Genomic DNA, 24076 nt, shown 5'->3' with positions numbered 1-24076 from the left:
AGCCCGGATCGATGATTCGGGCTTTTTTATTCGTTGAGGGTTGAAAAACCTCAAGTGTTATTTCGTATCCCTGAGCATCTTCAAATACAAGCCTTCAACCCGCTCTCTTGCCCAGGGAGTTTTTCTCAAGAAAGTAAGACTGGATTTGATCGAAGGATTATGGGTAAAGCAACGAATGGTGATCCGTTCCCCTAGTTCCTCCCATCCATAATGCGCTACCAATTGTTCCAAAATGGTATCAAGACGAAGTCCGTGAAGGGGATTATTGGGCTGATGTTCCATAGTGTTTTTAGGGAGAGTGGGGATCTAGTTTTTTAAACCATTTTTTTGAAGAAAAAGATTTAGTTTAGCAGCTAAACCTTTTTAGCATGCACAAGTTTACCTTAAAATTCTTTTTCCTGCTCCTTTTTATTGGCTTCTCTTTTTCCTGCCAAAAGAAAGAAAAGGAATTAACCTGGGCTTTGACACCCTCCGGAGAAAAAATCTCCTTCCCAATTGATGACCAAACCCCCAATATCAGTGAGGGCTTGCAATACTTCAAAGGAGAAAAGGAATACCTTTTCAATGTCATCTGGAATCTCAACAGCCTCCAGATTTATGACTTTGAAACTGGTCTAAAAATTAAGGACCTCCGCTTTGACAATGAGGGTCCAAATGGCGTGGGACCAATATTTGGTTTCCATGTTCATTCTTTGGATAGTATTTTTCTTTTTAATCCTCCCTTTACTTCTACAATCAACTTGGTGAATTCGGATGGTGAGATTCAGCAACGAATAGATTATCAAATTCCGGATGAAGGCGGATCGGCATTTGTCCACAATTCCTATATGATTTCACCTCCTGTAATCGATGGAAATCTCCTAGCAGTAAACCACCGTTTTGGTGCAAATATCCGGCTAATTACCGGTGAAGAGCTCTCTTCCAAGGCTATGGGATATCAAATTGATCTGACCACTGGGAAAACAAACTTTTTTAACCATTTCTTCCCTTCAGATTATTTACACACGGGACAAAAGGTGATTGACTATAGCAGGGCCCAGGGTAAGGACAAGATTGTCTATTCCTTATTGGGAGATCATCGCCTTTTTCACTCTTCTTCCTATGATACTCCTATTCAATTCATAGATGCGAAAAGCACTTATTTGGATGATATTCTCCCCAGTTTTAATGCAGATAGCTCCCCAGAAGAATTTACCAGATATTCACGTGCATCTTCACGATATGGCTCCATCCTTTATGATTCTTATCGAAATGTATATTATCGGTTTGGTTTTCCGACGATCCCTATTGAATCGGATGAACAATTGAACGCTTTGAGAACCAATCCCGGACCTTTTGTGGTCATGGTCTTTGATGATGAGTTAAATCTTCTTACAGAGTCTCTTTTTGAAGCAGGAACCTACCTCCCTGATAATTCTTTCGTGGGAGAAAAAGGACTTTATCTTTCCCTAAACCATCCCGACAATCCGGAAAACGAAGAGGATCAATTGAAATTTGAGTTGATCACTTTAGAAGAAAACTAAACAAAAGAGGCTACCCAAATCGAGTAGCCTCTTTCCTTACATGGACTTTTGGAGTTTCTCCAGAATCTCCCGGATCTCAACAATACTCTCCCACTCCCGGTCCTTCTCTCCATGCTCAATGCCCACATGACCGTGATAGTTATGGGACAGGACAATCTTCATCATACGCTCGTAATCCAAATCGTATTCATTTCCTGCATCATCCCAAACTTTAGGCTTGAGACTCACTCCTGTCGCCAATGGCATGAGTTCGTCCACGCCCCGATAGGAGTCATAGGAAATCGCCTTCCCATCTACCGTACTGATTCGGAAATTACCAAAGTCAGGGAGTGTGCCCGCAAGTGGGTGATCTGCATTTCGGATGGTTTCTGCCAGCCACTTACCATTGGAAGAGAATCCTCCATGATTTTCGATCACAATATGGATCCCGTGGGGCTCTGCAAACTCACAGACTTTTCGGATACCATCACTGACAAGTTTGGAGGCTTCGGCTGCATCCGCAGGGTTTTGAGACCAGGCAATGTCTGAGTAACCATTGACGCGGACAGTATGGCAACCCAGGAACTTAGCTGCCTCAATCCATTTTTTATGGTTGTCCACGGCTTTCATGCGGTCCGATTCAGAGCGGGCACCAAGCATTCCCTCACGGTCCACCATGATCAGCACCTGCGTGATACCCTCGTTTTCACAGCGGGTATTCATTTCTTTGAGATATGCCATGTCCTGGGCTTTATCCATGAAAAACTGGTTCACATATTCCACGGCATGGATTCCGTGCTTTTTAGCTTCCAGAGGAAAATCCAAGTGATCAAGTTGTTTTCCAAAAATCAGTCGATTGAGAGACCATTCCGCAAGGGAGATTTTGAAAGGGACATCAGCACGATTCATAGAAAAGCTCAATTGAGGCAATCCCAGTCCAAGTGCCGCTGTGGCCAAACTTGCGTTTTTAAGGAAATTTCTTCGGTTTGTCATTTTATTTAGGTTAAGAGTTAATTGTAAGTTTAAAGGACCAAGAAACAGAAATTAAATTTCCCATCCCTTTCTATATTCTCTGGTCAAGAACTGATTCGCAGCTTCATCATTGGTGATTTTGACCAGATTGGAATCAAAATCCACTTTTTTTCCGGCTCTCAAGGCAATCGCTCCCAAATTGATGGTGTCCGTAATGCATTGGGCTCGGGTAAAGCTACCCGGGGTCTGTTTCCCTTCCAGCATAGCCTCTACCCATTGATCGGTTTTTCGGTCTACCTCGCGGGAATTAATTCGCTCAGAATCTCTCCCTTTCATCATTTTCGATTCAGGTAGTAGCACAGGGTTTTCTCCCCTGAAGCCTCCCAGAATTTTTCCTTTGCTGCCTACGATCAAAAGTCCTTCCTCAGGAGTGTCATTTCCATCCTCCTCCAACTCTTCGCAGGCAAAGGGCTTCATACCCCCATCATACCAGAAAAGATCAAAACCGGGTAAGCTTTCCTGCTCTGGGAATTTCCACTTGATCAGGCAGCTTGCCGGAAAGGCAACATCATTTTTCACCCATTGATACACCTGATTGATTTCTTCTCTGGTGGTAGTACCAAAAGCCCTAGCCGACACGGGGCTTCGGTCAATTCCCAAGGTCTCAAACAGTGGGAACAAACTGTAATGCCCCATATCTGCTACCGATCCTCCACCGAATTCATACCAGCCTCGAAAGACATTATGTGTGTAGTTTTTATGATAAGGCATATCCGGAACTGATGACAGCCAAAGCTGCCAGTTGAATCCCTCAGGGATAGGCTGAGCCTCTGTAGGTATTTTGGTCCATTGCTGCCAAACAGGTCGATAAGACCAGTTGTGGATCTCTTGGAGTTCTCCGATCAAACCGGCATCCATCCACGCTTTGATTTGTCTATATTCAGGCCGATCGGACCAAGCTAGGAGATGGGAAACCAATCCTGAATCTTTAGCCTTTTGGATAACCTTTCTTCCTTCCAAAAGCCGATTGGCAATGGGTTTATGGGTGACCACATGCATTTTGGCATCCATAGCTGCCAGAGCAATGGGAGCATGGGTATGGTCGGGTGTCATGATTTTGACTGCATCGATTCCTTTTTCCTTGGCAAAAAGCTCCCGATAATCCTCATAGCTCACACAGCTTTTGTACTTGCCAGAGGCCTTGTTTTTAGCATAGTATTTTTCCACATACTCCTGCCCTATGTCCCGTCCACCGGGAATGCCCGGCTTTCCTTCCCACCAGGAATCATCCCCTATGGTTTTTCGAATATCATTTCGGATTCCATACGGAGACCAATCGATATAGTCTGTGGAGAATTTATTCACATCACAGACTGCTACAACTCTGATCTTGGGATTGGTAAGGAGGCTGCTCATTTCCCTCAGACCTTGGGTCCCACAGCCTACATTGGCTACGGTCAGTTGGTCAGAAGGGGGAATATGGCCTGTCCCGGCGATTACTGAGGAAGGCACAATAGAGATAGAAGCTGCAATTGTAGCCGCAGAGCTGATAAACTCCCTGCGATTGAGCTTTTCTGACTTGGGCATGGTAAGGTTGTTTGGGTGGAAAAGGGAATTTACCCAGTAAGAATCAGTAATCCAACCACTAATTAGCTCCAGACCAGTCAAAAGTGATTACTGGGTTTTCAATAAAAATAAATATCTTAAACTCACTCTAACCCATTAACCTATGAAATTCAGTTTAATCCTTTTCCTTCTTGGCTTGGTTATTTTTTCTTGTCAAAAACCCCAAGAGACCCAACCAAAAACCACCTTCCCCAAACAACCCAACATTCTCTGGATAGTCTGTGAGGATATGTCTCCGGAGCATCTGGAAAGCTATTGGGGTACCGGGGGTAGGACCCCCAATTTGAATGCTTTGGCGACCGAATCTCTCCAATACCAAAATGCTTTTTCTACTGCAGGTGTCTGCGCTCCCAGCCGGGCAGCTTTGATCACGGGAGCTTATCAAACTTCCATTGGAGCCATGCACATGCGTACTTTGGCCCCATCCCAAGCTGCAGGGGATGCCTATCCTCCGGGATTCAAAGGGTACTCAACAGTATTGCCTGAAGGAATGCTACCCTATCCGATTTACCTACGTCAAGCCGGATACTATGTCACCAACAACTCAAAAGAGGACTATCAGTTCCGAAGTCCAGTCATGATGTGGGACGACAGCAGCAACAAAGCCCACTGGAGGAACCGCAAAGATCCCAATCAACCTTTCTTTTCAATATTCAATTTCACGACTACTCACGAATCCCAAGTTTGGGCTAGGGAAGGCAAGGATAGCCTTTTGGTGGACCCAAAGGACGTGACTGTACCTCCGGTTTACCCGGATGACTCCATTACGAGGCGAACAATTGCCCGTTTTATAACCAATGTAATGCGGATGGATGAGCAAGTTGGGGAAGTGATTCGGCAGCTCAAGGAGGATGGACTCTATGACAAAACCATCATTTTCTTTTACTCTGACCACGGGGATGGGATGCCTTATTTTAAGCGGGAACTGTACGATCGGGGATTGAAGGTGCCTTTGCTGGTCAAAGCTCCTTGGCTGGAAGGTGGAACCAACACCGAGGAATTGGTCAGCTTTGTTGATTTTGGACCAACACTCCTTTCGTTGGCGGGAATTCCCATTCCTGAAAGCATGCAGGGACAGGCCTTTTTGGGAGAGCAAAAAGCCGAGCCTCGGAAATATATCTATGCCGCCAGGGATCGGATGGACTCTGAATACGACCGGGTACGGGCTGTTTCTGATGGGCGATTTAAATACATCCGAAATTACATGCCTGAGAAATCCAATTATCAAAATATCCGCTACCGACTCCAAAATCCCCTGATGGTGCATTTGTTGGAGTTGAATGAAAAGGGAGCATTGAATGAAAATCAGTCCCGATGGTTTGCTAAAAGTAAACCCGAGGAAGAGCTCTACGATACCCAGAATGATCCTTGGGAGTTCACCAATCTGGTTGGCAATCCTGAGTATGCCAATATATTGAAAGAGCTGCGAAAAGCACATGAGGACTGGATCGCTAAGTATGGGGACAAGGGAGCGATGAATGAAATGGAAATGGTGAAAGCTATGTGGAATGGAGCCGAAAATCCGCCGATTACTTCAGCTGCTGAAATAAGTTTTTCTGAGGGTAAAGTCAGTTTAAACTGCCCAACTCCCTCTGCTTTGATCGGCTGGAGAAAATCAACGTCTGATTCCTGGAAGATTTACACCGGGCCGTTTGAAGCTGTAGCAGGGGATTCACTCTATGTGAATACCCATCGGATAGGGTATGAGGCAGCTGAGATTACTCGGGTATTGGATTAACTTGGCGTAATAAGTTTTAGGACTGATTTTTCGGGAAGTGGGGCGCTAGGTCACTAGGTGCAAAACTGGATTAAAAAGCTTTGCAGTTAAGGCATTTTCAATTTATGAAATTGGAACCTTCCGCCACGCAGGATATTCAAATCTATTCGCTCTCCAATACCTTCTATACTCCCTTTTTCTGAAAACTGCCAAATCACCCAATTTTTGGTTTCAGGTTCTAAAACCCGGTTATAATTCGCTACCCAAATTGGGTATTCGTCAAATCCTTGATTATGGAGTACCTCCCAGAAAAACCGGTCACCCGTATAGATCATAGGTTTTACTGCATAATGGGCTTCCACCAGATTCAACCAATTTTTGATTCCTTGCCGCAATCGTTCTCTAGATTGAATGGTACTGTGCTTTTCTATGTCCAAAACCGGGATTAGGTCGCCCGATTCCAATTTGACAGTTTGGATAAAATTCTCCGCCTGCCGGGTACTGTTTTCATTAGGGCGATAATAATGGTAAACCCCTCGGACTACTGGTAAATTTTTGGAAGCTTCCCAGTTTTCCTTAAACCTTCTATCCAACCCATCATCTCCCATTGTAGCACGAAAAACTAAGAATTGGATAGGATGATTTTTGATTTGAAGGGATAACTTTTTGAAATCAATTTTTCCTTGGTACTGGGAAATGTCAACTCCTAGAATCCCATTCTGAAAATGATTAAATACTTGTTCAAATTTGAGTGTTTCGGTCCAGGGTGGCGTCTTCCGGGTATAGTCTGATAGTTCCCGTTTAATCCATTTACTGTATTTGACAAGAAAAATCGTACCTCCAATCAGGGTCAAAAGGATTAGGAAAATTACCCAAATCCAAGAATTGGAAGCCTTTTTTCGGGGCATATTTTGAAAACCTTATTTTACCTCAAAAACCGCCGACTCCCAAGGACCTAATTCCAAATCGATCTCAGCGCCCGTGTCAGTCACTCGCAGCATAGTCTTCTTTTTCCCAAACATCAACTCTCTGAGCTCCCGCTCTCCTTTTTCCAGATTCCAAGATTTTAATAGGTCCGGAGAAAGTTTCAAGGTGGTTTTCACCGATTGAAATTCGTCAAAGTTTGTCACTACAATCAGCTTCTGACTTTCATCCCAGCGGGCAAAAGCAAAAGCCTTATTCGTATAGTCTGGATTTTCATGCCGATTGAACGTATGAAGCTCTAGGTATTCTCCCATCAGTGCGGAGCTGTTTCGGGTAAAGTTCAGCACCTCGGAATAGTAATTCCGCAGGGCTTTTTCATTGTCTGAAAGCTGCCCTCCATCAAACTTCCCCCCATTCATCCACTTCTGATGCTGGGGCACGCCGATGTAATCAAAAATCGAGGTTCGGCTCGGATCTCCAAAGCCTGCATCCTCCGCTCCGGGTTCGCCGACTTCTTGTCCGAAGTAAATCATCGTCGGAGAAGTGGAAACGGTCGCCGAAACCACCATAGCAGGCATGGCTTTCCAGGGATTTCCGGCAAATTCCGGACTGGCAATCCGCTGCTCATCGTGATTTTCCAAGAAGTGCAACATGTGATGCTCGATGTCTTTTAGCCCTTCCAAAATCGGCACCAGATTATCCGTGGAACCGTGACCTTGCATGATATGCTTCAGGGTGTCGTAGAGCTCCACCTTGTCGTAGAGGTAATCCATTTTCCCCTTATGGATGTAGTCCCGATACAAGCTGGGATTATACACTTCCGCCAAGAGGAATGCTTCCGGATTAGTCTTTTTGATATGGGAATTGAGGTAGGACCAAAACTCTACGGGCACCATCTCGGCCATGTCGAAGCGGAATCCATCCACGCCTTTGCCTAGCCAAAACTGAGTGATGTCCCTGAATTTTATCCAAGAATCCGGCACTTCCTTCCCCTGCCAAAATTCATAATGCGCTTTCCAATCCAAAGAATCGGCTCCTGCCGGGAGTTCGTCGAAATCCTTTTTCCCATCGGGACTTACTCCATAATTGATTTTGACCGTCTCATACCAATCGTAGAAATCCGGTTGAGCCAAACGGGAACCGTTTCCGGTCCATTTGGCTGGATTTTCGTCAAATTTTCCGTCAGCCAAGGGATGCTTTTCTCCGCCTAAAGGCTGATAACCGTTTTTGGGTTCGGGTACCTGAAAAGCTTCTCCAGGGATGTAGTAAAAGTTGTTGTTTTTAGCGTATTCGACGGTTTTATCATCGTCCGCACCGAAATCCCGGACGCCTGCCGGATTATTCTTTCCTTCATAGTGCCGGGAAACATGGTTTGGAACGATGTCGATAATCACTTTCATTCCATGCTTATGAGTACGGGCGATCAAGGCTTCAAATTCCTCCATTCGCTTTGTTACATCTTCCGCCAAATCTGGATTGACCTGGTAATAGTCCCTTACGGCATAAGGCGAACCAGCCCGGCCTTTGATCACATCCGGATCATCCGAACTCACCCCGATTTCCGGAAAATCCCCAATCACCCCATGATGGGGTACACCCGTATACCAGATATGCGAAATCCCCAGTTTTTTGATTTCCTCCAATGCAGTATCTGTAAAGTCATTGAATTTACCGACCCCGTTTTCCTCCTTGGTTCCCCAGGGTTTGTTGGTAGTATTCATATTGCCAAAAAGGCGGGTGAACACCTGATAAACGACTACTTTTTCAGATCTCATATCGTGAAGGGCAGGTTGCTGAGGTTTTGGACTTTGGCAAGATGAGGCTGCCAAAACCCAAGTCAACAGGGCCAGGGATTTTTTCATTTTAGATTAACGGGTCAATCTGTATAATAAGATGGTATTTCTCTTGATCAAATCCGAATATTGCTTCATGTTGATGGTTTCACCCGGGGCATGAGCACCTGAACCAGATGCACCAAGACCATCCAGACAATCCAGGTACTCAGCAACGAAAGAAATATCTCCTGCTCCTCTGCTTCCCGGGTCACCTGGTTTCACTTCTCCAAATCCCATATCCAAGCTCACCTGATTCAAAATAGAAGCTAATGCATAATTTCCCTCACTTGGCTCCATGGAAGGAAGCATGTCATTAAAGGTGATCTCTGCATTGGTTTGGTTCAAATGATTGGCAACGATTTCTCTCATTTTTTCACGGGCAGCTTCTTTCTGGGCCTCTCCCAGAAATCTCAAATCCCCGGTAACAAAGGCTTCCCTTGCCACAATATTGGTTTTACCCAAGGCCTCTCCTTTTCCAGTTACTGGGTCATAACTGATATCGGAACCACCTATAAACTGTCCCGGATTGAAGGTCAGGTATTTTTCTCCCGACAAAGCTTCCCGGAAACCGTCCAAAATTCGGGCAGCTTCATAGATGGCGCCATAGCCAACACTTTCGCGAAAAACCCCACTGGAATGAGACTGTCTTCCACTTGTCTTCAAAGTCCATCCACTTGCACCACGTCTGGCTACGGTCACCGCACTAAAACCCTGAGCTGTCTCATAAGCCAAAGCAACCTCATGTTCCTTGGCCCGTGCTATAAAATCTTTTCTTGAAGTCTCCACATCTGCGGAACTTTCCTCATCTCCTGTAAAGTACACAGTAATGGTTCTGTCATCAAGAAGCCCAAGTTGGTGCATGGCCTTAAGACTGGCAAAAATCAAAACATCGCCTCCTTTCATATCATTGGCACCCTGACCGGTAGCTGTGCTGTCATTCAGCCAGGTAAAAGGAGAAAAGGGCATGTCTTTTTCGAAAACGGTATCCAAATGTCCGATCATGAATAGTTTCTTTCCTTTGGTTCCTTTTCGGGTAGCTACAAAATGACCCGCCCGGTTCACTTCAGAAGGCACTTCCACCCATTCAGTTTGAAAACCGATTTTCTGAAACTCCCGCTCAAAAACACGACCTACCTCCCGCACTCCTTCCAAATTGAGGGATCCGGAATTGATATTGATCACTTCTTCCAGGAGAGATACCGTCTCTTGGTAATTTTTATCAATCAGTTCGATGAGTTTTTTCTCGTCTTTATTCAGTTTTTGCTGAGCAAAAGTGAAAAGCGGTGCTACCGCAAGAATCAAAAGAAGGGTGATTTTTTTCATGTCAGAAAAATAGCTTAAAAAGAGAGTGGGGACAAGGAGATTCCAATCCAAATAGAAGGTGTTATTTAAATTTTCGTGATTTCAACCAATCAGGAATTAGGAAAATTGACGGAATCCCAAAAAGTAAAAGCAAGGCTATAGGCTTGAACTCTGAAGGGATTTGAGTATTATTTTCCAAACCGATTTGAATTGTATTGAAGGTTAAAAAAACAAAGGTGAAAATTAGAACCACATTCAGGACTCGAATCATTCTGCCATATTTCCTCTTCTGAGATTCGCCTTCACTTGGATTTACTTTGAATGGCAGATTGATTAATTCGGGAAGGGTACTGATAAATCGAAGGACCAAGTACATGAAGAATCCAAGAATTGGCAAAACCCAAATCACCCCTTTTCCCCCATAGGCATCTGGCATACCATCCGAACCAAAATGTCTTGGCAGGCTGTCTGGAAGTTCTTGATAAAAAATGGCAGGAATAGCAAAAAGGGCCAGGATTCCGATTATTCCAAGAATATCAAGGATCAGATCAAAAGGGTGAATCCTGTTTTTTTTCATTTGGTAGATTTCACTGATTGACTTCCCTATTTTAAACTTAAAATTCCCTTTTTCAAATAGATAGCAGCTTTTGATTCTGCCTTTAGTAAAATAAGGAACTCTTTTAAAAGTTTTTTCAGCTCAATACACGCGCTGATCGCCCGACCTGTATTTCCCCCATTTTTTACCTATTATTATCCTCTCAATAAACCTATTAACCTATGGCCAATTTTAATATCGATGCCGATAAAAACCTGACCTATGACGCAATTGTCATCGGTTCGGGTATCAGCGGTGGCTGGGCCGCAAAGGAACTTTGCGAAGCCGGCCTCAAAACCCTTGTTCTGGAACGGGGACGTATTGTAGAGCATGTGGTGGATTATCCCACTATGACGCTTGATCCTTGGGAACACGAACTCCGAGGCGGTCTCACTCCCGAACAAAAAGCAAAGCACCCAAAAGGAGGACGTTCCGGGTTTATCGGAGCCTTCAATGAGCATTTCCATGCAAATGATCTGGAAAATCCCTACACGGAAGTCAAGCCCTTCATGTGGGTTCGCGCCCATCAAATGGGCGGAAGATCCTTGCTTTGGGGAAAGCAAACGTATCGCTGGTCGGATCTAGACTTTGAAGCTAATGCCAAAGATGGTCATGGAGTAGATTGGCCCATCCGGTACAAGGATATCGAACCATGGTACACCCATGTTGAGAAATTTGCCGGGATCAGTGGGGAAGCTATTGGTCTTCCACAATTGCCAGACTCTCACTTTCTGCCTCCAATGGAATTGAACTGTGTGGAGAAACACGTCAAGGAGCGAATAGAAAAAGAATTCAAAGGAAGAAATATGATCATCGGCCGTGTGGCTCACCTGACCGAACCCTTGAATGGCCGGGGTAAATGCCAGTTCCGAAACCGATGTGATAGAGGCTGTCCGTATGGAGCTTATTTCTCCAGTAATGCAGTGACCTTACCGGCTGCAAATGCCACGGGGAATTTGACTATCCGACCTTTTTCTATTGTTCAATCTGTTGTCTATGACGAGCAAAAAGGGAAAGCTTCCGGAGTCCGAATTATCGATGCAGAAACTGGAGAAGACATTGTCTACAAGGCAAAAATTGTCTTTGTAAATGCCTCCACCCTCAGTACCACTCAGATTTTATTGAATTCTACCTCTTCGAGATTTCCAAATGGTCTTGGAAATGATTCCGGAGAATTGGGACACAACCTGATGGATCATACCTATCGCGTAGGTGCCATGGGAACGGTAGAAGGCTTCGAAGATCAATACTACAAGGGACGCCGACCCAACGGGATTTATATTCCTCGCTATGTCAATCTGAAAGATGGGCCTCAATCCGACAAATTTGTTCGCGGCTTTGGATTCCAAGGTGGTGGTGGAAGATCAGGCTGGGGAGCGGGAAGCAATCAGGAAGCCTTTGGGGGAGACTTCAAAGACAGTCTGATGAAGCCCGGGCCATGGGAATTTTTCATCACTGGATTCTCCGAATGTCTTCCTTACCATGAAAACCAAGTCTACCTCAACAAAGACGTTCTGGACAAATGGGGTCAGCCTACGCTTTCTATCGATGCGGAATGGAAGGCCAATGAACTTGCCCTCAACGATCAAGCTCGACAGGATGCGAAAGAAATGCTGGAGCGAGCTGGACTAAAAGACATCATGGAATTTGACAACAAGCACGAAATGGGCTTCGGGATTCATGAAATGGGAACAGCCAGAATGGGTCGTGATCCGAAGACGTCAGTGCTCAATGGAAATAACCAGATTCACGGATGCGCCAATGTATTCGTTACTGATGGTGCCTGCATGACCTCCTCTTCCTGTGTCAACCCTTCGTTGACCTACATGGCGCTCACTGCCCGAGCTGCCAATCATGCGGTGTCTGAACTTAAAAAAATGAATCTCTAAGCGATGAATAGACGCGACGCACTCAAAAAATCAGCTTTGGCGCTCGGTGCAGCAGCCGGGGCTCCTACTTTGCTCAGCTTGCTTCAGGCTTGTGCAAAAACCGATCGATTGACTTGGACTCCTCTATTTTTGAGTGAGGATCAAGCCAGATTTATCTCGGCTTTTGTGGATTTTCTACTTCCAAAAACCGAAACACCCGGTGGCTTGGATGTGAAAGCAGATGTTTTCATCGATCTGATGTATGCTAAAACCTACGATGAGGCCGGACAAAAGCAAGTCGTAGCCGATATCGAAAAGTTCAATGCAGACTGCAAGGGAAAGTACGGAAAAGTATTTGCCGAACTTTCAGCTGAAGACAAAGCAGCTTGCTTCAAAGATCACGAAGCCAATTCACCCAAATTCCCTAAGACTGTTTGGGGTGGAGCAGTTGGCCCGAGAGAACCTGTTGGATTCTATCGAGGGTTAAAGTCAACCGCTCTTTGGGCGTATTTCAGTTCGGAGGAAATTGGAAAAAATGTCCTCAGCTACGACCCCATCCCTGGAGAATATCTGGGTTGTATTCCCCTCTCGGAGGTGGGAAATACCTGGAGTTTGTAAAGAAAAAAGCCGGAATAATTCCGGCTTTTGTTTTACTGGGATATCGTATAACCTTTGGCCTTTAATTTTTCGCTGATCTTTTGAACCACCTGCATTCCGTATTTTTGACCTATTTGCATGGTTTCCCCGGTCAATGCAGGGGTAATTTCCAAAGTCTTCTGCCCAATTGGGGAAGAGTAAAATTGAATTAAACCGACCATTTCCTCCTCTGAATAATACTTTTTATAAACCGCGGCAATTTCCTGGATCAATTCCCCAGAAGAGAATTCTGCTTTGAATTCATCCCAGAATTCCTGAGGAATATTAGCTGAGGAAAACATCGGGTTCTTCATCATTACATCAATCATCTGATTCATATTATCCGTTATTTTCATGGCATCCATCAGTTGAAATACCGTCTCTTTTTGTTGACTTTGGGCAAAAGACAAATTTGAAACAAGGAGAATAAAAAGGGTGAACAGGATTCTTTTCATGGGATTATTTTTACGGATTTATTCTTCTAAAAGCGATTATATTTTTGGGCTTAAAATACCTGCAAGGAATTTCCAGATGGAATATGGTACACGGGCAGGCCTGGCATGTGCTGATTCAGCCAGTTTTTGACAAATTCAGAACCTCCTTCCTCGCTTGCAGAATGTCCGATTTCTATCATGGAAAGCTTCATTCCGATTTCATTGGCTGCACGAACGTACTCTGGAGTTTCCCATTCATTGGATTCTCCGCAGACCAACACATCTGGGCGATGCTCCATGATTTGGGTAATCTGCATCCTTCCTCCAACTGCTCCCGGCAACAGAAGCACCTTGCTACAGGACTGTTCCAAATCCCCCACATAGCGCATAGCAGGAACCCCCAAACTGGTTTTGACATGATTGATCAGATCTTTCAGATTGGTTTTTGGTATATGTAAAATGGGACTATTGGGCTGATAATACTCTTCCCAACCCAAATCTCCGACCACGCCAACCCGAACGCCATCATCCTGCATGCGGTGTACATAATCGTGGTTTCTCCAAAGCGTAATCCCATGCTTTTCCATCAGGTCATACTTCGCCCGAAAAACCGGATCCTCCTGCAAATAGTCTGTTTCATCGCTTCCTGAGAAAAAGGTCGGTTCGTGAGGGATGATCAAATTGGCCTTGTGCTCTATGGCTTTTTGAATGATCTCCATAGTGGTAAACATAGTGGTCACTACTCCGGTCACCACAGTATCTCTAGACCCAACCTTGAGCGTATCGACTGTCTTTTCAAAAGGTCCATTGGGTACCTGAGCGATAAATGCATCCATGATTTCCCCAACCGTCCAGGGTTTACGAGGCTCTAAAGAGAAAGCATCAAAGGGGTTCCCAATCAATCCGGCTCCCAGCATCGCTCCTGATAGTTTGAGAAATTGTCTTCTTTCATTTGGCTTCGCAGCTGCGCTAAGTTTTTTGTCCATCATTTTTTCCGGTTGAATTCTATGACATGGAAGATAGGGAAATACTGTAAAAAAAAGCCGTTTGAGTTATTCAAACGGCTAGAATCAAATCAAATTACGGAACCACTTAATTTACTCAACTTCTGCTCAGGTTAGAGACTTTTTCTCTTTGGATTTTTGCCCAGTCCCCGGAGTTCCGGTTGTTGTCATTTGGGATAGGCTTGGGGAAGCCAAACACCTTATAGGAAAGCAGCCGGGCAACTCTTGCCTTTTCCGAATGTGCCCGCATGTAGTTCAGACTATTGTAATCATAAATACTCTTTGCCGGAAGGACCCCCAGGGTTTTCGGCATGTGATTCAATGAAAAGCTGGTAAGTGTACTTTCTTTCCAGTCCAGGGTTTTATCAATTTCAATCACTGCCAAGTCATGCCATGGATGAGCTATTTCATCCCAAGGAACCATATTGTTGAAGATTTCGGGATCATCATCGTCTTGGGCAATTCTAGTCTGGATCTGCATCATGTATTTTGCTCCCTGCTTACGAACTCTCTCCTCGTATTCGTATTTGAGATAGTTCCTTCCTCTTTTTTCATTGGGCCTGATACGCTGATTTCCAACATCGACTTCACTTGGATTTTTGTTGATCCCGGTTTCGGGCTCATCGTCATAAGGACGAACCCTGTATTTCGCATAGCGCTTGATATCATCATCTCCAATGAACAGAAAAGGGGTTTTGCAATAATACCGGAGGTTATGGAAAGAACTGGGGTCCCTGCGCAAAGCAACTTCCGCACCCTTTAGTCCCTCAGGATATTTCTTGTAATAGTCAATGTATTCCACACCGTATTTTTCCCTACGGAGCTTTGCAAATTGCATAAAGCTATACGCTGACCAAAAAAGGCTGATTTCCCCCGTGTTCATTTCTATATCGAATGGGCTTTTGAAATGCTCATCACTGAACTTGATGGACATACTGCGGATACAGTTCATCGCATCATCTAAAAATGTAGCCGATGCATGGCGGATTCTGGCTGGAAAAACCCTTCCCGGGCTAAAAAAAGGATGGGAAGGAAACTGCTGATCCTTTACTATGGTGATCTTTCCCGTACCTCCTACCCCATTGTCATGAGACATTCTTTTCCGCTGGGGAAAACTTAGCATGAGTGTGATCGCCCAACTGAATCCCTGGCTGAAAAACCATAAATAAACTCTGTCCCAAAGACCACGAAGTCCTCTGTTGACGGTATGACTGAGATGATTTCCGGTGTTGCTCATAGCTTTAGATATTTGTTCGGGATTCGATGTTGTCAATTTCCACGTAGAGATTTTTAAACTCTGATCTTTTCTTTTCCAGAATATCCCTAAAAAGAGGATCGATATCGTTCTCTTCATTTCGGGTAATAAACCCGTATTCAGTTCTGGAAAGCAAGTTGCTAAACCACATCATCTGGGTGGCCCGGGTCAGGTCTGGCGAAATGGAATAGTCACTTTCATCTCTGAATATCCCATCCTTATGCTCTCCAAATCTTAGTCCCAAACTACTGTAAAGAATCTCTCCTATATCCTCATACTGATGCTCATTGACCCAGGTATGCATGAAGGTGGCCATCATAATCGCATATTTGCAGGCTTGCTTGAGATTTTCCATATCCCCGGGTTCGGGGGCAAGTGGATTGGTAGTAATGGGAGACATCGCTCTGAGTTTTCCCTTATATCTGACTCTTTCCAAATCCGGGTCAAAGCGAAAACGAGCGTGGTAATACTCCACCCTTTTCTCTTCCCGCTCTTTTTCCTCTTTAGTCAACGTCCCCCAATTGATGGAGCTATGAAATGCTTCCGCACTATTTTGAACCAAATCCTCACTAAAACGAAAAACCTCAAACCATTCCTCGATGATTCCCACTTCATGTTCTTCAAAGAAGTTGTCGACAAACTCTCCTACCACTTCCCAAAATAAGTTCTCGGCTTTTGCATAGGTATGGCGTTCATTGATCACCTCCATAGGCTCCCAGTTTTTCCAATCCATTACTCCCATCATATCGGTACATCGTTGCACAATTCCTCTTGCCGTGAGGGCCGAAGCCTTGGGGATATATCCCGGCCCAATCAAAATGGAATCTGCAGAATGGTTGATCAAAGCCACTTCCTTCAAATGAGGGAAAAGCAAAGTTGCCAATGGACTCTTCCTGAGATTTCTCCTAGCGGCAATGGAAAACTGCTCAGTATTTACATGGGTACCTGCAAAATGATCATCAAGCTCAGTGGACAAGCCTCCTGAAACCCTCGCCACTCGTTTTGCCTGCTCCCACCGATCCCCATCAGCAGGAGTAAAATTCCTCTTGATAAACTGGTCTTTATCATGACTGCTCACCGGGCCTGTAGTGATGATTTCCTCCGGAATAGGCAGACCGCCTTTGGGAATGTGGAACTTAATCTCTACCGTAGGAAAAGCATATTCATCGTTTACCTCATAGTCACAGGCACCAAAATACTTTACCCAATACCGCTCTGCTTCTTTGGCGTCCGGCAAGAATGTGGCGCAGTTCATCCCATTCATCATTCTCCTTCCAAACCAATAATCGCAACGGGTGGAGTAAGGCAATTTTTCTTCCATGGCCACGGTCAGATTTTTGGGATAATCAGCCTGAATGGAGGGTATGGAAATGGAATCCGGATCGAGCTTGATCTGTACCAAATGTTTTTCTTTGGTCAGTTCGATAGGAACAAATTGCTGTTGGATGGCGTCATTTCTCCCATCTGAATAATACTCGGGGGAATCCTCATCATGATCATTTATGACGACTCTTGGAAAGGCCACGTCACGTCTGTATTCCCAGAAAAACAACTGCAAATTCCCAATGTTATAACCCATCCCAGTGAGATCACTTTTGGGAATCTTGATTCGCTCAAACACCTCCCATTCAATGCTCCCTACCCGGTCATTGGGATTAAAAAAGAAATGGGAAAGCTGACATATCTCAAAATGAAAGGTCTTGTATCGAAAGCGCCTGGATTCCAGATAATCATAGTCTATTCTGACAAGACCATCCCTATCAGAATACCCCTCGGCAAAAAGTCTCCAACCCCCAAACCAGGTTCTGGCCCAAAACCGAACCGGCATATTATGAAGTGGAATAGCATAGTCATCACGCATCGCAAAGGTTAATTTGCCGGTGATATAGGCATCCTTTCTCTTTCCGTAAATAGTGGTTTTTCTGGGATATAAAGCCCTGTTTACTTTTTTCAGCCATTCGAGAGTCCGTTCATAAAAAACAAGGATGTATTCAGCGGTCCTCACATACCAACTGTTGATCACTTTGGACCTTCCCACTTCGAGATGGTTGATGTTTCTAAGTTTGGGACCAAAAAAACCTCCGGTCTTGGAATAATCAATTCTCGTTTCTTTGTGGGCTTCCAGATAAACCCTTTCGATATCCTCTTCTGTAGCTCCCTTTGGAAATAGACTCATATAGACTGGTTTTTAGTTAAAAAGAAATTTTGGAAGCCTAGGCATACTGAATATCCTTTGGCCGCTCAACAAAATACATGTCAATCTGTCCTTTATTTTTCGCTTCAACTTTGCCTCTGTAAGTACAGGCAAAGTCATTTTGGATGATTTCGAAGGTCTGTCCGGAAACATTCACCTTCCCAACTTCTCCTGATGATTCCATACGTGCGGCTGTATTCACAGTATCTCCCCAGACATCATAGGCGAATTTTTTATGACCTACCACACCAGCGATCACCGGTCCGGTATGCAACCCTATTCGGATTTGGAATACCGGTTTGTTATTGGCCAACGCATTCTTCATGTATTGATCCACCCAATCCCGAATCTCAAGAGCCGCCAATACCGTGTCAAAAGCATGTGTATTATTGGCTACCGGCAAGCCTCCCACACACATATAGGAGTCCCCAATAGTTTTGATTTTCTCAATTTTGTATTTATCCACAATCCGGTCAAAAGCACTGAAACAGGTCCCGAGTTCTTCCACCAGTTCATTTGGGGAAAGAATCTCACTCAATTGGGTAAACCCTTTGAAATCGGTAAACAGGACTGTAACACTTTCAAAATGGCGTGGGGTAGTAATTCGACTGACCTTCAGTTCCTCAGCAATTTCCAAAGGCAAAATATTCAGCAACAATTCATCGGACTTCCTTTTTTCTTCCTCCAATTCCAAGGTCCGCTCAGCCACCTTTTGCTCCAGGTTTTCATAAAGAAGGGCATTGTTTAGAGAAACCGCGATTTGACCGGAAAGCAAAGCCAGCAGGTCAACCCGGTCTTGGGTAAAGGCCGCCGTGGAATGGTTATTTTCCAAATATAGAACCCCAGTCAGCTTGCCCAGATTGATTACCGGTAAGCTGAGAATGGATTGTACAGGAGCGTTTTTAATGTATTGGCAATTGGTAAATTTATGGTCATTTTTGGCATCCTGAAGAACCAGACTTTTCCCGGATTGAGTCACATAGGAGATCACCTTTTCAGACAATAGCCCGGATCCTTGGTAATTCAGATGTTGGAGAATTTCTTCCTCCTGCCCCCCATCCTGCGCAATGGTTTCAATGAAGAACTCATTTCCGTCTTTCAGCAACAGGACTCCTCTGTCCGCACCGGCATTTTCCATTACGATCTTCATCAGCTTTTTGAGAAGTTTCTGAAGGACAATTTCCTGTGAAATCGAAGAAGAGGCTTTTAAAACAGTGGAAAGGTCCAGCATCATGCTGCTATTCCCAACCGAAGAGGAGCTGTCGATGACAATCTCATTGAGTCCGGGCCGGTTGTGAATGGAACTGACGTATTGGGGAAATTGCTGCTCCATCATACTTAGCTTGGCATGTGCTCCCCACTCCCTGTAAGAATTGTAAGAAGACTTAAGGAAATGCTCAGCGAGGTTTACTGCATCCAAGCGTATATAAAATTTCCCGGCAAGCTCTCCCGCTATGGCTTCCTCATGGATAAAATTCTGCTCACTTGCACCTCTCATCGCCTTGTCATAAAGTAGGGCCGCTTCTTTTAAATTTCCTTTCAGACGCATGCGTTCTGCCATGATCAGATCATATTTGTGCTGGTAATTTTCCGGTGCATCCTTTGCCCACTTTTTCAGTTTAGCGGCATTCTTTCGGACCCTGGAAAGCATCGATCTTCTTTTCGAACCATAGGTAGTTGTATCACATAGGGCCAACAAAGTCAATGCTTCATAAAAATGATGATTGGGGATTTCAAACTTAGCCAATACTGCCTCAAGCAATTTTCTGCTTTCTTGGGCATGGACTCGTCCCTCCTCATATCTCCCAAAATGATAGCAGAGGATAAGCTTATTGAAGTGCATAAAAAATGTCCCGGTCTGATCGTTCCTCTCCCGGTTTTGGATCATCATTTTGTCCTCATCGTAGGCCTCGCCCTTAAGCTTGACGGGATCTTGTGACCTACCCAACAGGTTGAGCATTCCCTGTCTATAGACCTCATTGTAATTGAAATTGGTCTCTTGCTTAAACTGCGCAAAACTCTCGCTATAGGCACGGGTCTCTACTTCAAGTCTTTCCAGTGGCCTGCCTCCCAAATAGCTATGAATACAGTAAATATTGGTATTGATGCAGGCAAACTCAATCGCTCCGGTTTCCATACCGATATGATAGGATTCCTGAAGAGGCTTGAGGGTTTTGTCAATGTGCTCGTTCCAGTTGACAATCAAACAATAAATCGGAGTATAAACCTGCGTCTTCCATTCTTTGGCTTTAAACTTTTCCAAAAGAATCAGCCCGAGTTTTCCAAACTGATACCCGGATTTCATAGCCCCCAAGACTCCGCACATGATCACCCCATAAGTTCCAAATGCGAAAGAGGAAACAGCTGTATTTCCATATTTCAGAGAAATATGAACCATTCGGAAAATGATCAATGGAAACAAGGTTGGTGTTGCCCAATAGCTGGAGGAAGCGATGTCTGCCATAATTCGCATAGCTGCGATCTTTTGGTCATTGGTCATGATCGGCAGATTGGAAAGCATGGTATTGTCTTTCCCCCTCAGTTCAATCTTTGACTTGATCAAGGCAAGCATCACGTGCAGCATATTGGGTTTTTTGGGGAATTTTTCACCCAATTGCTCCAAAAATTCAAGCCCCGTATTGATCGCCTCTATGAGTTTGTTTTCTGCCTTAAACGCCAAAATCCTAATTTCATAGGATTTGACTTTGTCCAGGATATTTGAAGCATTCCCCAAAACAAGACCGATCATCTCATTCATTTGACTGAAGTCCCCATTCAGGTAGGATGTCTCACCAGCAAGTGCATGCAGCTGCAAGGTTATATCATATTCTCTCTCCCAGGGATTTGGAGGAAGCAGTCCTATCCCTGCCATGAGATAATCGAAGGCTAGCCTGAAGGCCGAGGATTCCTTGGCTTTTTTTCCCGCTCTCAGATTTAGGCGGCAGAGTTCTTCCCGCTCATTGGAATCTGTCAAAAGAGAGACCCCACTGTTGAGTTGGTTGACAATGTCAAACAAATGGTCTTCCAGATATTCAGGGCTTGCTCCTCTTAGGAATTGCCGGCCAATTTTAAGATGGGTAGAATCCCGCTCTGAATCCGGAATCAAGCTATATACCGCCTGTTGGATCCGGTCATGGGCAAACTTGTATCCCGAATCTCCCTTTGGCAGGATCAGCCCCTCCAACAATGCTGGTTTTAGATCGGCTTGACTTTGGGAGTCTTCACTTTCATGGATCAATGAAAGGGCTTGCAAATCAAACTTGTTCCCAAAACAAGCCGCCAATTTTAAAATTTCCCTACTCGCCTCCGGTAATTTAAGAATTCTGGAAGCCATCAATTCCACTACGTTATCGGTAATGTTCTTTTCCTGGATTCTCCTCAGGTCATAAACCCAGGTATTGGTCGCCCGGTCAAACTCCAATAAGCCATCCTCAAAAATGGATTTTAGAAATTGGGTCAGGAAAAAGGCATTTCCCTGAGTCTTTTTATAAACCAGCTCAGCCAGATCAAAGATATCTCCGGGATTCTTATCCAATGAGTCCGCGATTAGCTGGGATAAATTTTCAAAAGACAGGTTCCCGATTTTCAAGTCAAACACCTCTACATTTTCCTGCCGAAGGTTTTCCACCATCATCATAAAGGGGTGAGAAGGACTGACTTCATTGTCCCGATAGGCTCCAATAAAGAACAGGTAGTCATTGTCAGGATCTGTAGCCAGGGATTGGATCAAGCTCAGGGAACTCGAATCTGCCCACTGTAGGTCATCAATAAAAATTACGATTGGATGGGACTCGGTAGAGACGGCATTTACAAATTTTCGGAAAACGTAATTAAATCGGTTTTGAGCTTCATTACCCCCCAATTCTGGGATTTCGGGTTGAGGACCTATGATCAGTTCAAGACTGGGCAATACATCAGTTAGCACCTTGCCCTCCTCCCCAATTGCCCGAACTATGCTTTCTTTCAATTCCCTGAGCCGAGATTCATTTTCTCCCAGCAAAATCTCCACAAACTCGCCAAAAGCCTGTAACAAGGCATAATAAGGGATGGCCTTTTGGAACTGATCAAATTTCCCTTCTATAAAATACCCGGCTTTCTGGGTGATAGGCTTGTGGATCTCATGTACCAAAACAGATTTTCCCGTTCCGGAATATCCTGAAACCAATACCACCTCCAGATTTCCTCTGGCAACCTCATCGAATTTTGCCATCAGGGTTTCTAGTTCTTTATCCCTTCCGTACAGCTTTTGAGGCAGGGTGAATTTCCCCGAAAAATCCCTGGATTTAAGAGGAAAGGAATCAATCTCTCCCTGTTCATTCAACTGTTTTAAACAAAGCTCCAAATCATACTCCAGCCCAAAAGCAGATTGGTATCTGTCTTCAGATGCCTTGGCTAGTAAGTGGGAAATGATCTCCGAGACCTGCAATGGAATTTTGGGATTGCGCTCGTGAACAGGAACCGGAGTGACCGCAATATGGCCATGAACTATCCCCATGGGATCCATGCCCTCAAATGGAGTAACTCCGGTTAGCATCTCATAAAATACGATTCCCAGAGAATACAGGTCTGTCCTGTAATCCACTGCTCTGTTCATCCTTCCGGTTTGCTCTGGGCTGATGTATTCCAAAGTCCCGTCCAAATGCTCCGGGTTTCCAAGATTTTGTTCCTTAAGCGTCAGCTTAGAGGCAATTCCAAAATCTATGATCTTAACCCAATTATTGGAAAGGTCTACAATGATATTATTTCCGGAAATGTCCTTATGAATGATATTCTGCTCGTGGAGTTCGCTAATCACCCGAGTGACCTGGATAGCGATTTTCAAAAAACTATCGAGACTCTCCTGCTTTCCTTTAAATGCATCCTTGATCGTATTACCCTGTACCCACTCCAGATACATGGCGTGTTTCCCCTGATACTTTAGCCTTTTCAAAGCCAGACGTGCTCCTTTGATATTCAGGCTTTCAATAATTTCAAACTCATTATAAAACTGAGAAATATCCTTTGGGGTAGGGAATTCATAGTTTAAAACTTTTAAAAGAACAGGCTGTTGCCATTCCGAGTCATCAAAAAAATAGATTTTTGACTTTTTACTCTCATAAATGAGTTTCTCAGACATAGGGTCGTATAATTAAGACTATAAAAAAACTCCCAAAACAAAACCAAGAACCAATGATTCTTAAAATTTTAAGAATCTGACAATCAACGATTTTCTAAAATTTAATAGAATTATTTAGATTATTCATTATAACTATTTTTATATTTTTACTTTGTTTTTATTTATTTTTCAAGCTTTGTTTCACTTATCTTTTACTTAAAAAATCCCAAAATCATATTGGAATACAGAAAAAAATAAGCCCGCATGGTTTTTTCCATACGGGCTTCTAAAGTTTAACTTGGATTTTCTGGTCAATTGACCTCTACATTGGTAAACCAAATAAAACGCTCTCCTTCACCATTCATGTGATCCATCGTGAGTTTGATCGGTCCAAAATCCTGTACATTTTCCCAAGTCCAAGTAGCTCCATTTTCTCCATTTCCCCTTCTAAAAGTCCACTCCAAAATCATATTGTTTTCATCCAGATACAAATCATATGCATCCCCAGGGGTATAGCCATCCTCTGAATTATAGAGAATGGTCAATTTGGTGGATTGAATTCCCTTAAGCGGAGAAGCAACATTTTCGTGAGTTTCAAAAGAATAGCCCGTATCCCAAGCTAGCTGAAAGGGGAACATCAACCAATACTTGTCATTGATAAAAGCCCCGTCTCTTTGGGGTAGAGAGTCTGCATCAAGGGAATAGGTAAAGGAAGTATCAGATCCGGTATAATATACCGTACGGTCTTTTATGTTCCATTTCCAATCTCGGGAAACCACAGTGACGGAATCCCTCCTTACATTCCAGGTATAGGCAATGGAGTTAACTTGGTCAAAATTTTCAAAGCCATAGGCTTTGGCAACTCTATAAGGTAGAGTATCTGGCATTTCCGACTTTTGTTCACAGGAACTGATCGTCCAGATTAGAAGGCAAGCAAGAAGGATTTTTTTCATAAGAATTGATGGTGGTTTGAAAATAAACTACGGGATCATTTGAATGTTTAAGAGGCTATGTTGTATAGAAACTCAGTTTATATACAACACAAAAATCACAGTTCCGCCCTTCTGTCAATAAAGCAGAATTTTTGTCTGAGAGGTTTGCAATTTGCTTTACTTCC

Annotated in this window: 17 protein-coding genes; 4 read left to right on the top strand and 13 right to left on the bottom strand. The window is 44.1% G+C overall.

Annotated elements, in window-relative coordinates:
* Window positions 1-57: 57 nt before the first annotated feature.
* Window positions 58-282, bottom strand: coding sequence for a VF530 family protein (locus P2G54_RS02945; protein WP_275868013.1), 225 nt, complete (start codon window positions 280-282; stop codon window positions 58-60).
* 86 nt (window positions 283-368) lie between these two features.
* On the opposite strand from P2G54_RS02945, the gene P2G54_RS02940 reads away from it, so the two are divergent.
* Complete coding sequence (locus P2G54_RS02940; protein ID WP_275868011.1) at window positions 369-1523, top strand: DUF4221 family protein; 1155 nt, start codon at window positions 369-371, stop codon at window positions 1521-1523.
* A gap of 36 nt (window positions 1524-1559) precedes the next feature.
* On the opposite strand, the gene P2G54_RS02935 is transcribed toward P2G54_RS02940, so the two are convergent.
* Together P2G54_RS02935 and P2G54_RS02930 are read right to left on the bottom strand one after the other, a co-directional pair.
* Window positions 1560-2495: a TIM barrel protein gene (locus tag P2G54_RS02935; protein WP_275868009.1), complete on the bottom strand. Its 936-nt coding sequence runs from the start codon at window positions 2493-2495 to the stop codon at window positions 1560-1562.
* A gap of 51 nt (window positions 2496-2546) precedes the next feature.
* Complete coding sequence (locus tag P2G54_RS02930; RefSeq protein ID WP_275868008.1) at window positions 2547-4061, bottom strand: Gfo/Idh/MocA family oxidoreductase; 1515 nt, start codon at window positions 4059-4061, stop codon at window positions 2547-2549.
* Between the two features lie 142 nt (window positions 4062-4203).
* Between P2G54_RS02930 and P2G54_RS02925 the strand changes: the two genes are divergently transcribed.
* Window positions 4204-5838 (top strand): sulfatase, encoded by a 1635-nt coding sequence (locus P2G54_RS02925; RefSeq protein ID WP_275868006.1) that lies wholly within the window; start codon window positions 4204-4206, stop codon window positions 5836-5838.
* Window positions 5839-5924: 86 nt separating this feature from the next.
* Here the strand turns inward: P2G54_RS02925 and P2G54_RS02920 are convergent, their stop codons facing one another.
* The 4 genes from P2G54_RS02920 to P2G54_RS02905 all read right to left on the bottom strand — a co-directional run bounded on the left by P2G54_RS02920 (window position 5925) and on the right by P2G54_RS02905 (window position 10455).
* Window positions 5925-6725: a glycoside hydrolase family 25 protein gene (locus P2G54_RS02920; RefSeq protein WP_275868004.1), complete on the bottom strand. Its 801-nt coding sequence runs from the start codon at window positions 6723-6725 to the stop codon at window positions 5925-5927.
* 12 nt (window positions 6726-6737) lie between these two features.
* The gene (locus P2G54_RS02915; RefSeq protein WP_275868002.1) at window positions 6738-8603 is read right to left on the bottom strand and encodes an alpha-amylase family protein; all 1866 of its coding nucleotides are present in this window, start codon (window positions 8601-8603) and stop codon (window positions 6738-6740) included.
* Between the two features lie 6 nt (window positions 8604-8609).
* Window positions 8610-9899 carry a M20/M25/M40 family metallo-hydrolase gene (locus P2G54_RS02910; protein WP_275868000.1) on the bottom strand — a complete coding sequence of 430 codons (1290 nt, stop codon included), beginning with the start codon at window positions 9897-9899 and terminating at the stop codon, window positions 8610-8612.
* 61 nt (window positions 9900-9960) lie between these two features.
* A complete protein-coding gene (locus tag P2G54_RS02905; RefSeq protein ID WP_275867999.1) occupies window positions 9961-10455 on the bottom strand; it encodes a DUF1648 domain-containing protein in 495 nt (164 codons plus the stop codon).
* Between the two features lie 200 nt (window positions 10456-10655).
* On the opposite strand from P2G54_RS02905, the gene P2G54_RS02900 reads away from it, so the two are divergent.
* Both P2G54_RS02900 and P2G54_RS02895 read left to right on the top strand, forming a co-directional pair.
* Window positions 10656-12362 carry a GMC family oxidoreductase gene (locus P2G54_RS02900; protein ID WP_275867997.1) on the top strand — a complete coding sequence of 569 codons (1707 nt, stop codon included), beginning with the start codon at window positions 10656-10658 and terminating at the stop codon, window positions 12360-12362.
* A 3-nt stretch (window positions 12363-12365) separates the two neighbouring features.
* Complete coding sequence (locus tag P2G54_RS02895) at window positions 12366-12959, top strand: gluconate 2-dehydrogenase subunit 3 family protein (RefSeq protein WP_275867996.1); 594 nt, start codon at window positions 12366-12368, stop codon at window positions 12957-12959.
* A 32-nt stretch (window positions 12960-12991) separates the two neighbouring features.
* Here the strand turns inward: P2G54_RS02895 and P2G54_RS02890 are convergent, their stop codons facing one another.
* The 6 genes from P2G54_RS02890 to P2G54_RS02865 all read right to left on the bottom strand — a co-directional run bounded on the left by P2G54_RS02890 (window position 12992) and on the right by P2G54_RS02865 (window position 23912).
* Complete coding sequence (locus P2G54_RS02890) at window positions 12992-13432, bottom strand: DUF2059 domain-containing protein (RefSeq protein ID WP_275867994.1); 441 nt, start codon at window positions 13430-13432, stop codon at window positions 12992-12994.
* Window positions 13433-13482: 50 nt separating this feature from the next.
* Entirely contained in the window at window positions 13483-14400 is a 918-nt protein-coding gene (locus P2G54_RS02885) for a Nif3-like dinuclear metal center hexameric protein (protein ID WP_275867992.1), read from the bottom strand.
* A gap of 112 nt (window positions 14401-14512) precedes the next feature.
* Window positions 14513-15652 (bottom strand): hypothetical protein, encoded by a 1140-nt coding sequence (locus P2G54_RS02880; RefSeq protein WP_275867991.1) that lies wholly within the window; start codon window positions 15650-15652, stop codon window positions 14513-14515.
* A gap of 4 nt (window positions 15653-15656) precedes the next feature.
* Window positions 15657-17846: a lipoxygenase family protein gene (locus P2G54_RS02875; protein WP_275867989.1), complete on the bottom strand. Its 2190-nt coding sequence runs from the start codon at window positions 17844-17846 to the stop codon at window positions 15657-15659.
* Between the two features lie 37 nt (window positions 17847-17883).
* The gene (locus P2G54_RS02870) at window positions 17884-22980 is read right to left on the bottom strand and encodes an adenylate/guanylate cyclase domain-containing protein (RefSeq protein WP_275867987.1); all 5097 of its coding nucleotides are present in this window, start codon (window positions 22978-22980) and stop codon (window positions 17884-17886) included.
* A 290-nt stretch (window positions 22981-23270) separates the two neighbouring features.
* Window positions 23271-23912 (bottom strand): hypothetical protein, encoded by a 642-nt coding sequence (locus P2G54_RS02865; protein WP_275867985.1) that lies wholly within the window; start codon window positions 23910-23912, stop codon window positions 23271-23273.
* Window positions 23913-24076: the final 164 nt, after the last annotated feature.

Origin of the sequence: Algoriphagus sp. CAU 1675, assembly GCF_029222925.1 — a bacterium.
Taxonomy (GTDB): domain Bacteria; phylum Bacteroidota; class Bacteroidia; order Cytophagales; family Cyclobacteriaceae; genus Algoriphagus.
The sequence above is the reverse complement of the archived record's forward strand: the minus strand, read 5'-3'. Positions and strand labels throughout refer to the sequence as shown.

Excerpts from the sequence above, each read along its gene's own strand:
- P2G54_RS02885 (WP_275867992.1), bottom strand. The coding sequence starts at position 14,400 with ATGATGGACAAAAAACTTAGCGCAGCTGCGAAGCCAAATGAAAGAAGA.
- P2G54_RS02925 (WP_275868006.1), top strand. The coding sequence starts at position 4,204 with ATGAAATTCAGTTTAATCCTTTTCCTTCTTGGCTTGGTTATTTTTTCT.
- P2G54_RS02865 (WP_275867985.1), bottom strand. The coding sequence starts at position 23,912 with ATGAAAAAAATCCTTCTTGCTTGCCTTCTAATCTGGACGATCAGTTCC.
- P2G54_RS02905 (WP_275867999.1), bottom strand. The coding sequence starts at position 10,455 with ATGAAAAAAAACAGGATTCACCCTTTTGATCTGATCCTTGATATTCTT.
- P2G54_RS02870 (WP_275867987.1), bottom strand. The coding sequence starts at position 22,980 with ATGTCTGAGAAACTCATTTATGAGAGTAAAAAGTCAAAAATCTATTTT.
- P2G54_RS02935 (WP_275868009.1), bottom strand. The coding sequence starts at position 2,495 with ATGACAAACCGAAGAAATTTCCTTAAAAACGCAAGTTTGGCCACAGCG.
- P2G54_RS02945 (WP_275868013.1), bottom strand. The coding sequence starts at position 282 with ATGGAACATCAGCCCAATAATCCCCTTCACGGACTTCGTCTTGATACC.
- P2G54_RS02880 (WP_275867991.1), bottom strand. The coding sequence starts at position 15,652 with ATGAGCAACACCGGAAATCATCTCAGTCATACCGTCAACAGAGGACTT.
- P2G54_RS02900 (WP_275867997.1), top strand. The coding sequence starts at position 10,656 with ATGGCCAATTTTAATATCGATGCCGATAAAAACCTGACCTATGACGCA.
- P2G54_RS02890 (WP_275867994.1), bottom strand. The coding sequence starts at position 13,432 with ATGAAAAGAATCCTGTTCACCCTTTTTATTCTCCTTGTTTCAAATTTG.
- P2G54_RS02910 (WP_275868000.1), bottom strand. The coding sequence starts at position 9,899 with ATGAAAAAAATCACCCTTCTTTTGATTCTTGCGGTAGCACCGCTTTTC.
- P2G54_RS02875 (WP_275867989.1), bottom strand. The coding sequence starts at position 17,846 with ATGAGTCTATTTCCAAAGGGAGCTACAGAAGAGGATATCGAAAGGGTT.
- P2G54_RS02895 (WP_275867996.1), top strand. The coding sequence starts at position 12,366 with ATGAATAGACGCGACGCACTCAAAAAATCAGCTTTGGCGCTCGGTGCA.
- P2G54_RS02920 (WP_275868004.1), bottom strand. The coding sequence starts at position 6,725 with ATGCCCCGAAAAAAGGCTTCCAATTCTTGGATTTGGGTAATTTTCCTA.
- P2G54_RS02940 (WP_275868011.1), top strand. The coding sequence starts at position 369 with ATGCACAAGTTTACCTTAAAATTCTTTTTCCTGCTCCTTTTTATTGGC.
- P2G54_RS02930 (WP_275868008.1), bottom strand. The coding sequence starts at position 4,061 with ATGCCCAAGTCAGAAAAGCTCAATCGCAGGGAGTTTATCAGCTCTGCG.
- P2G54_RS02915 (WP_275868002.1), bottom strand. The coding sequence starts at position 8,603 with ATGAAAAAATCCCTGGCCCTGTTGACTTGGGTTTTGGCAGCCTCATCT.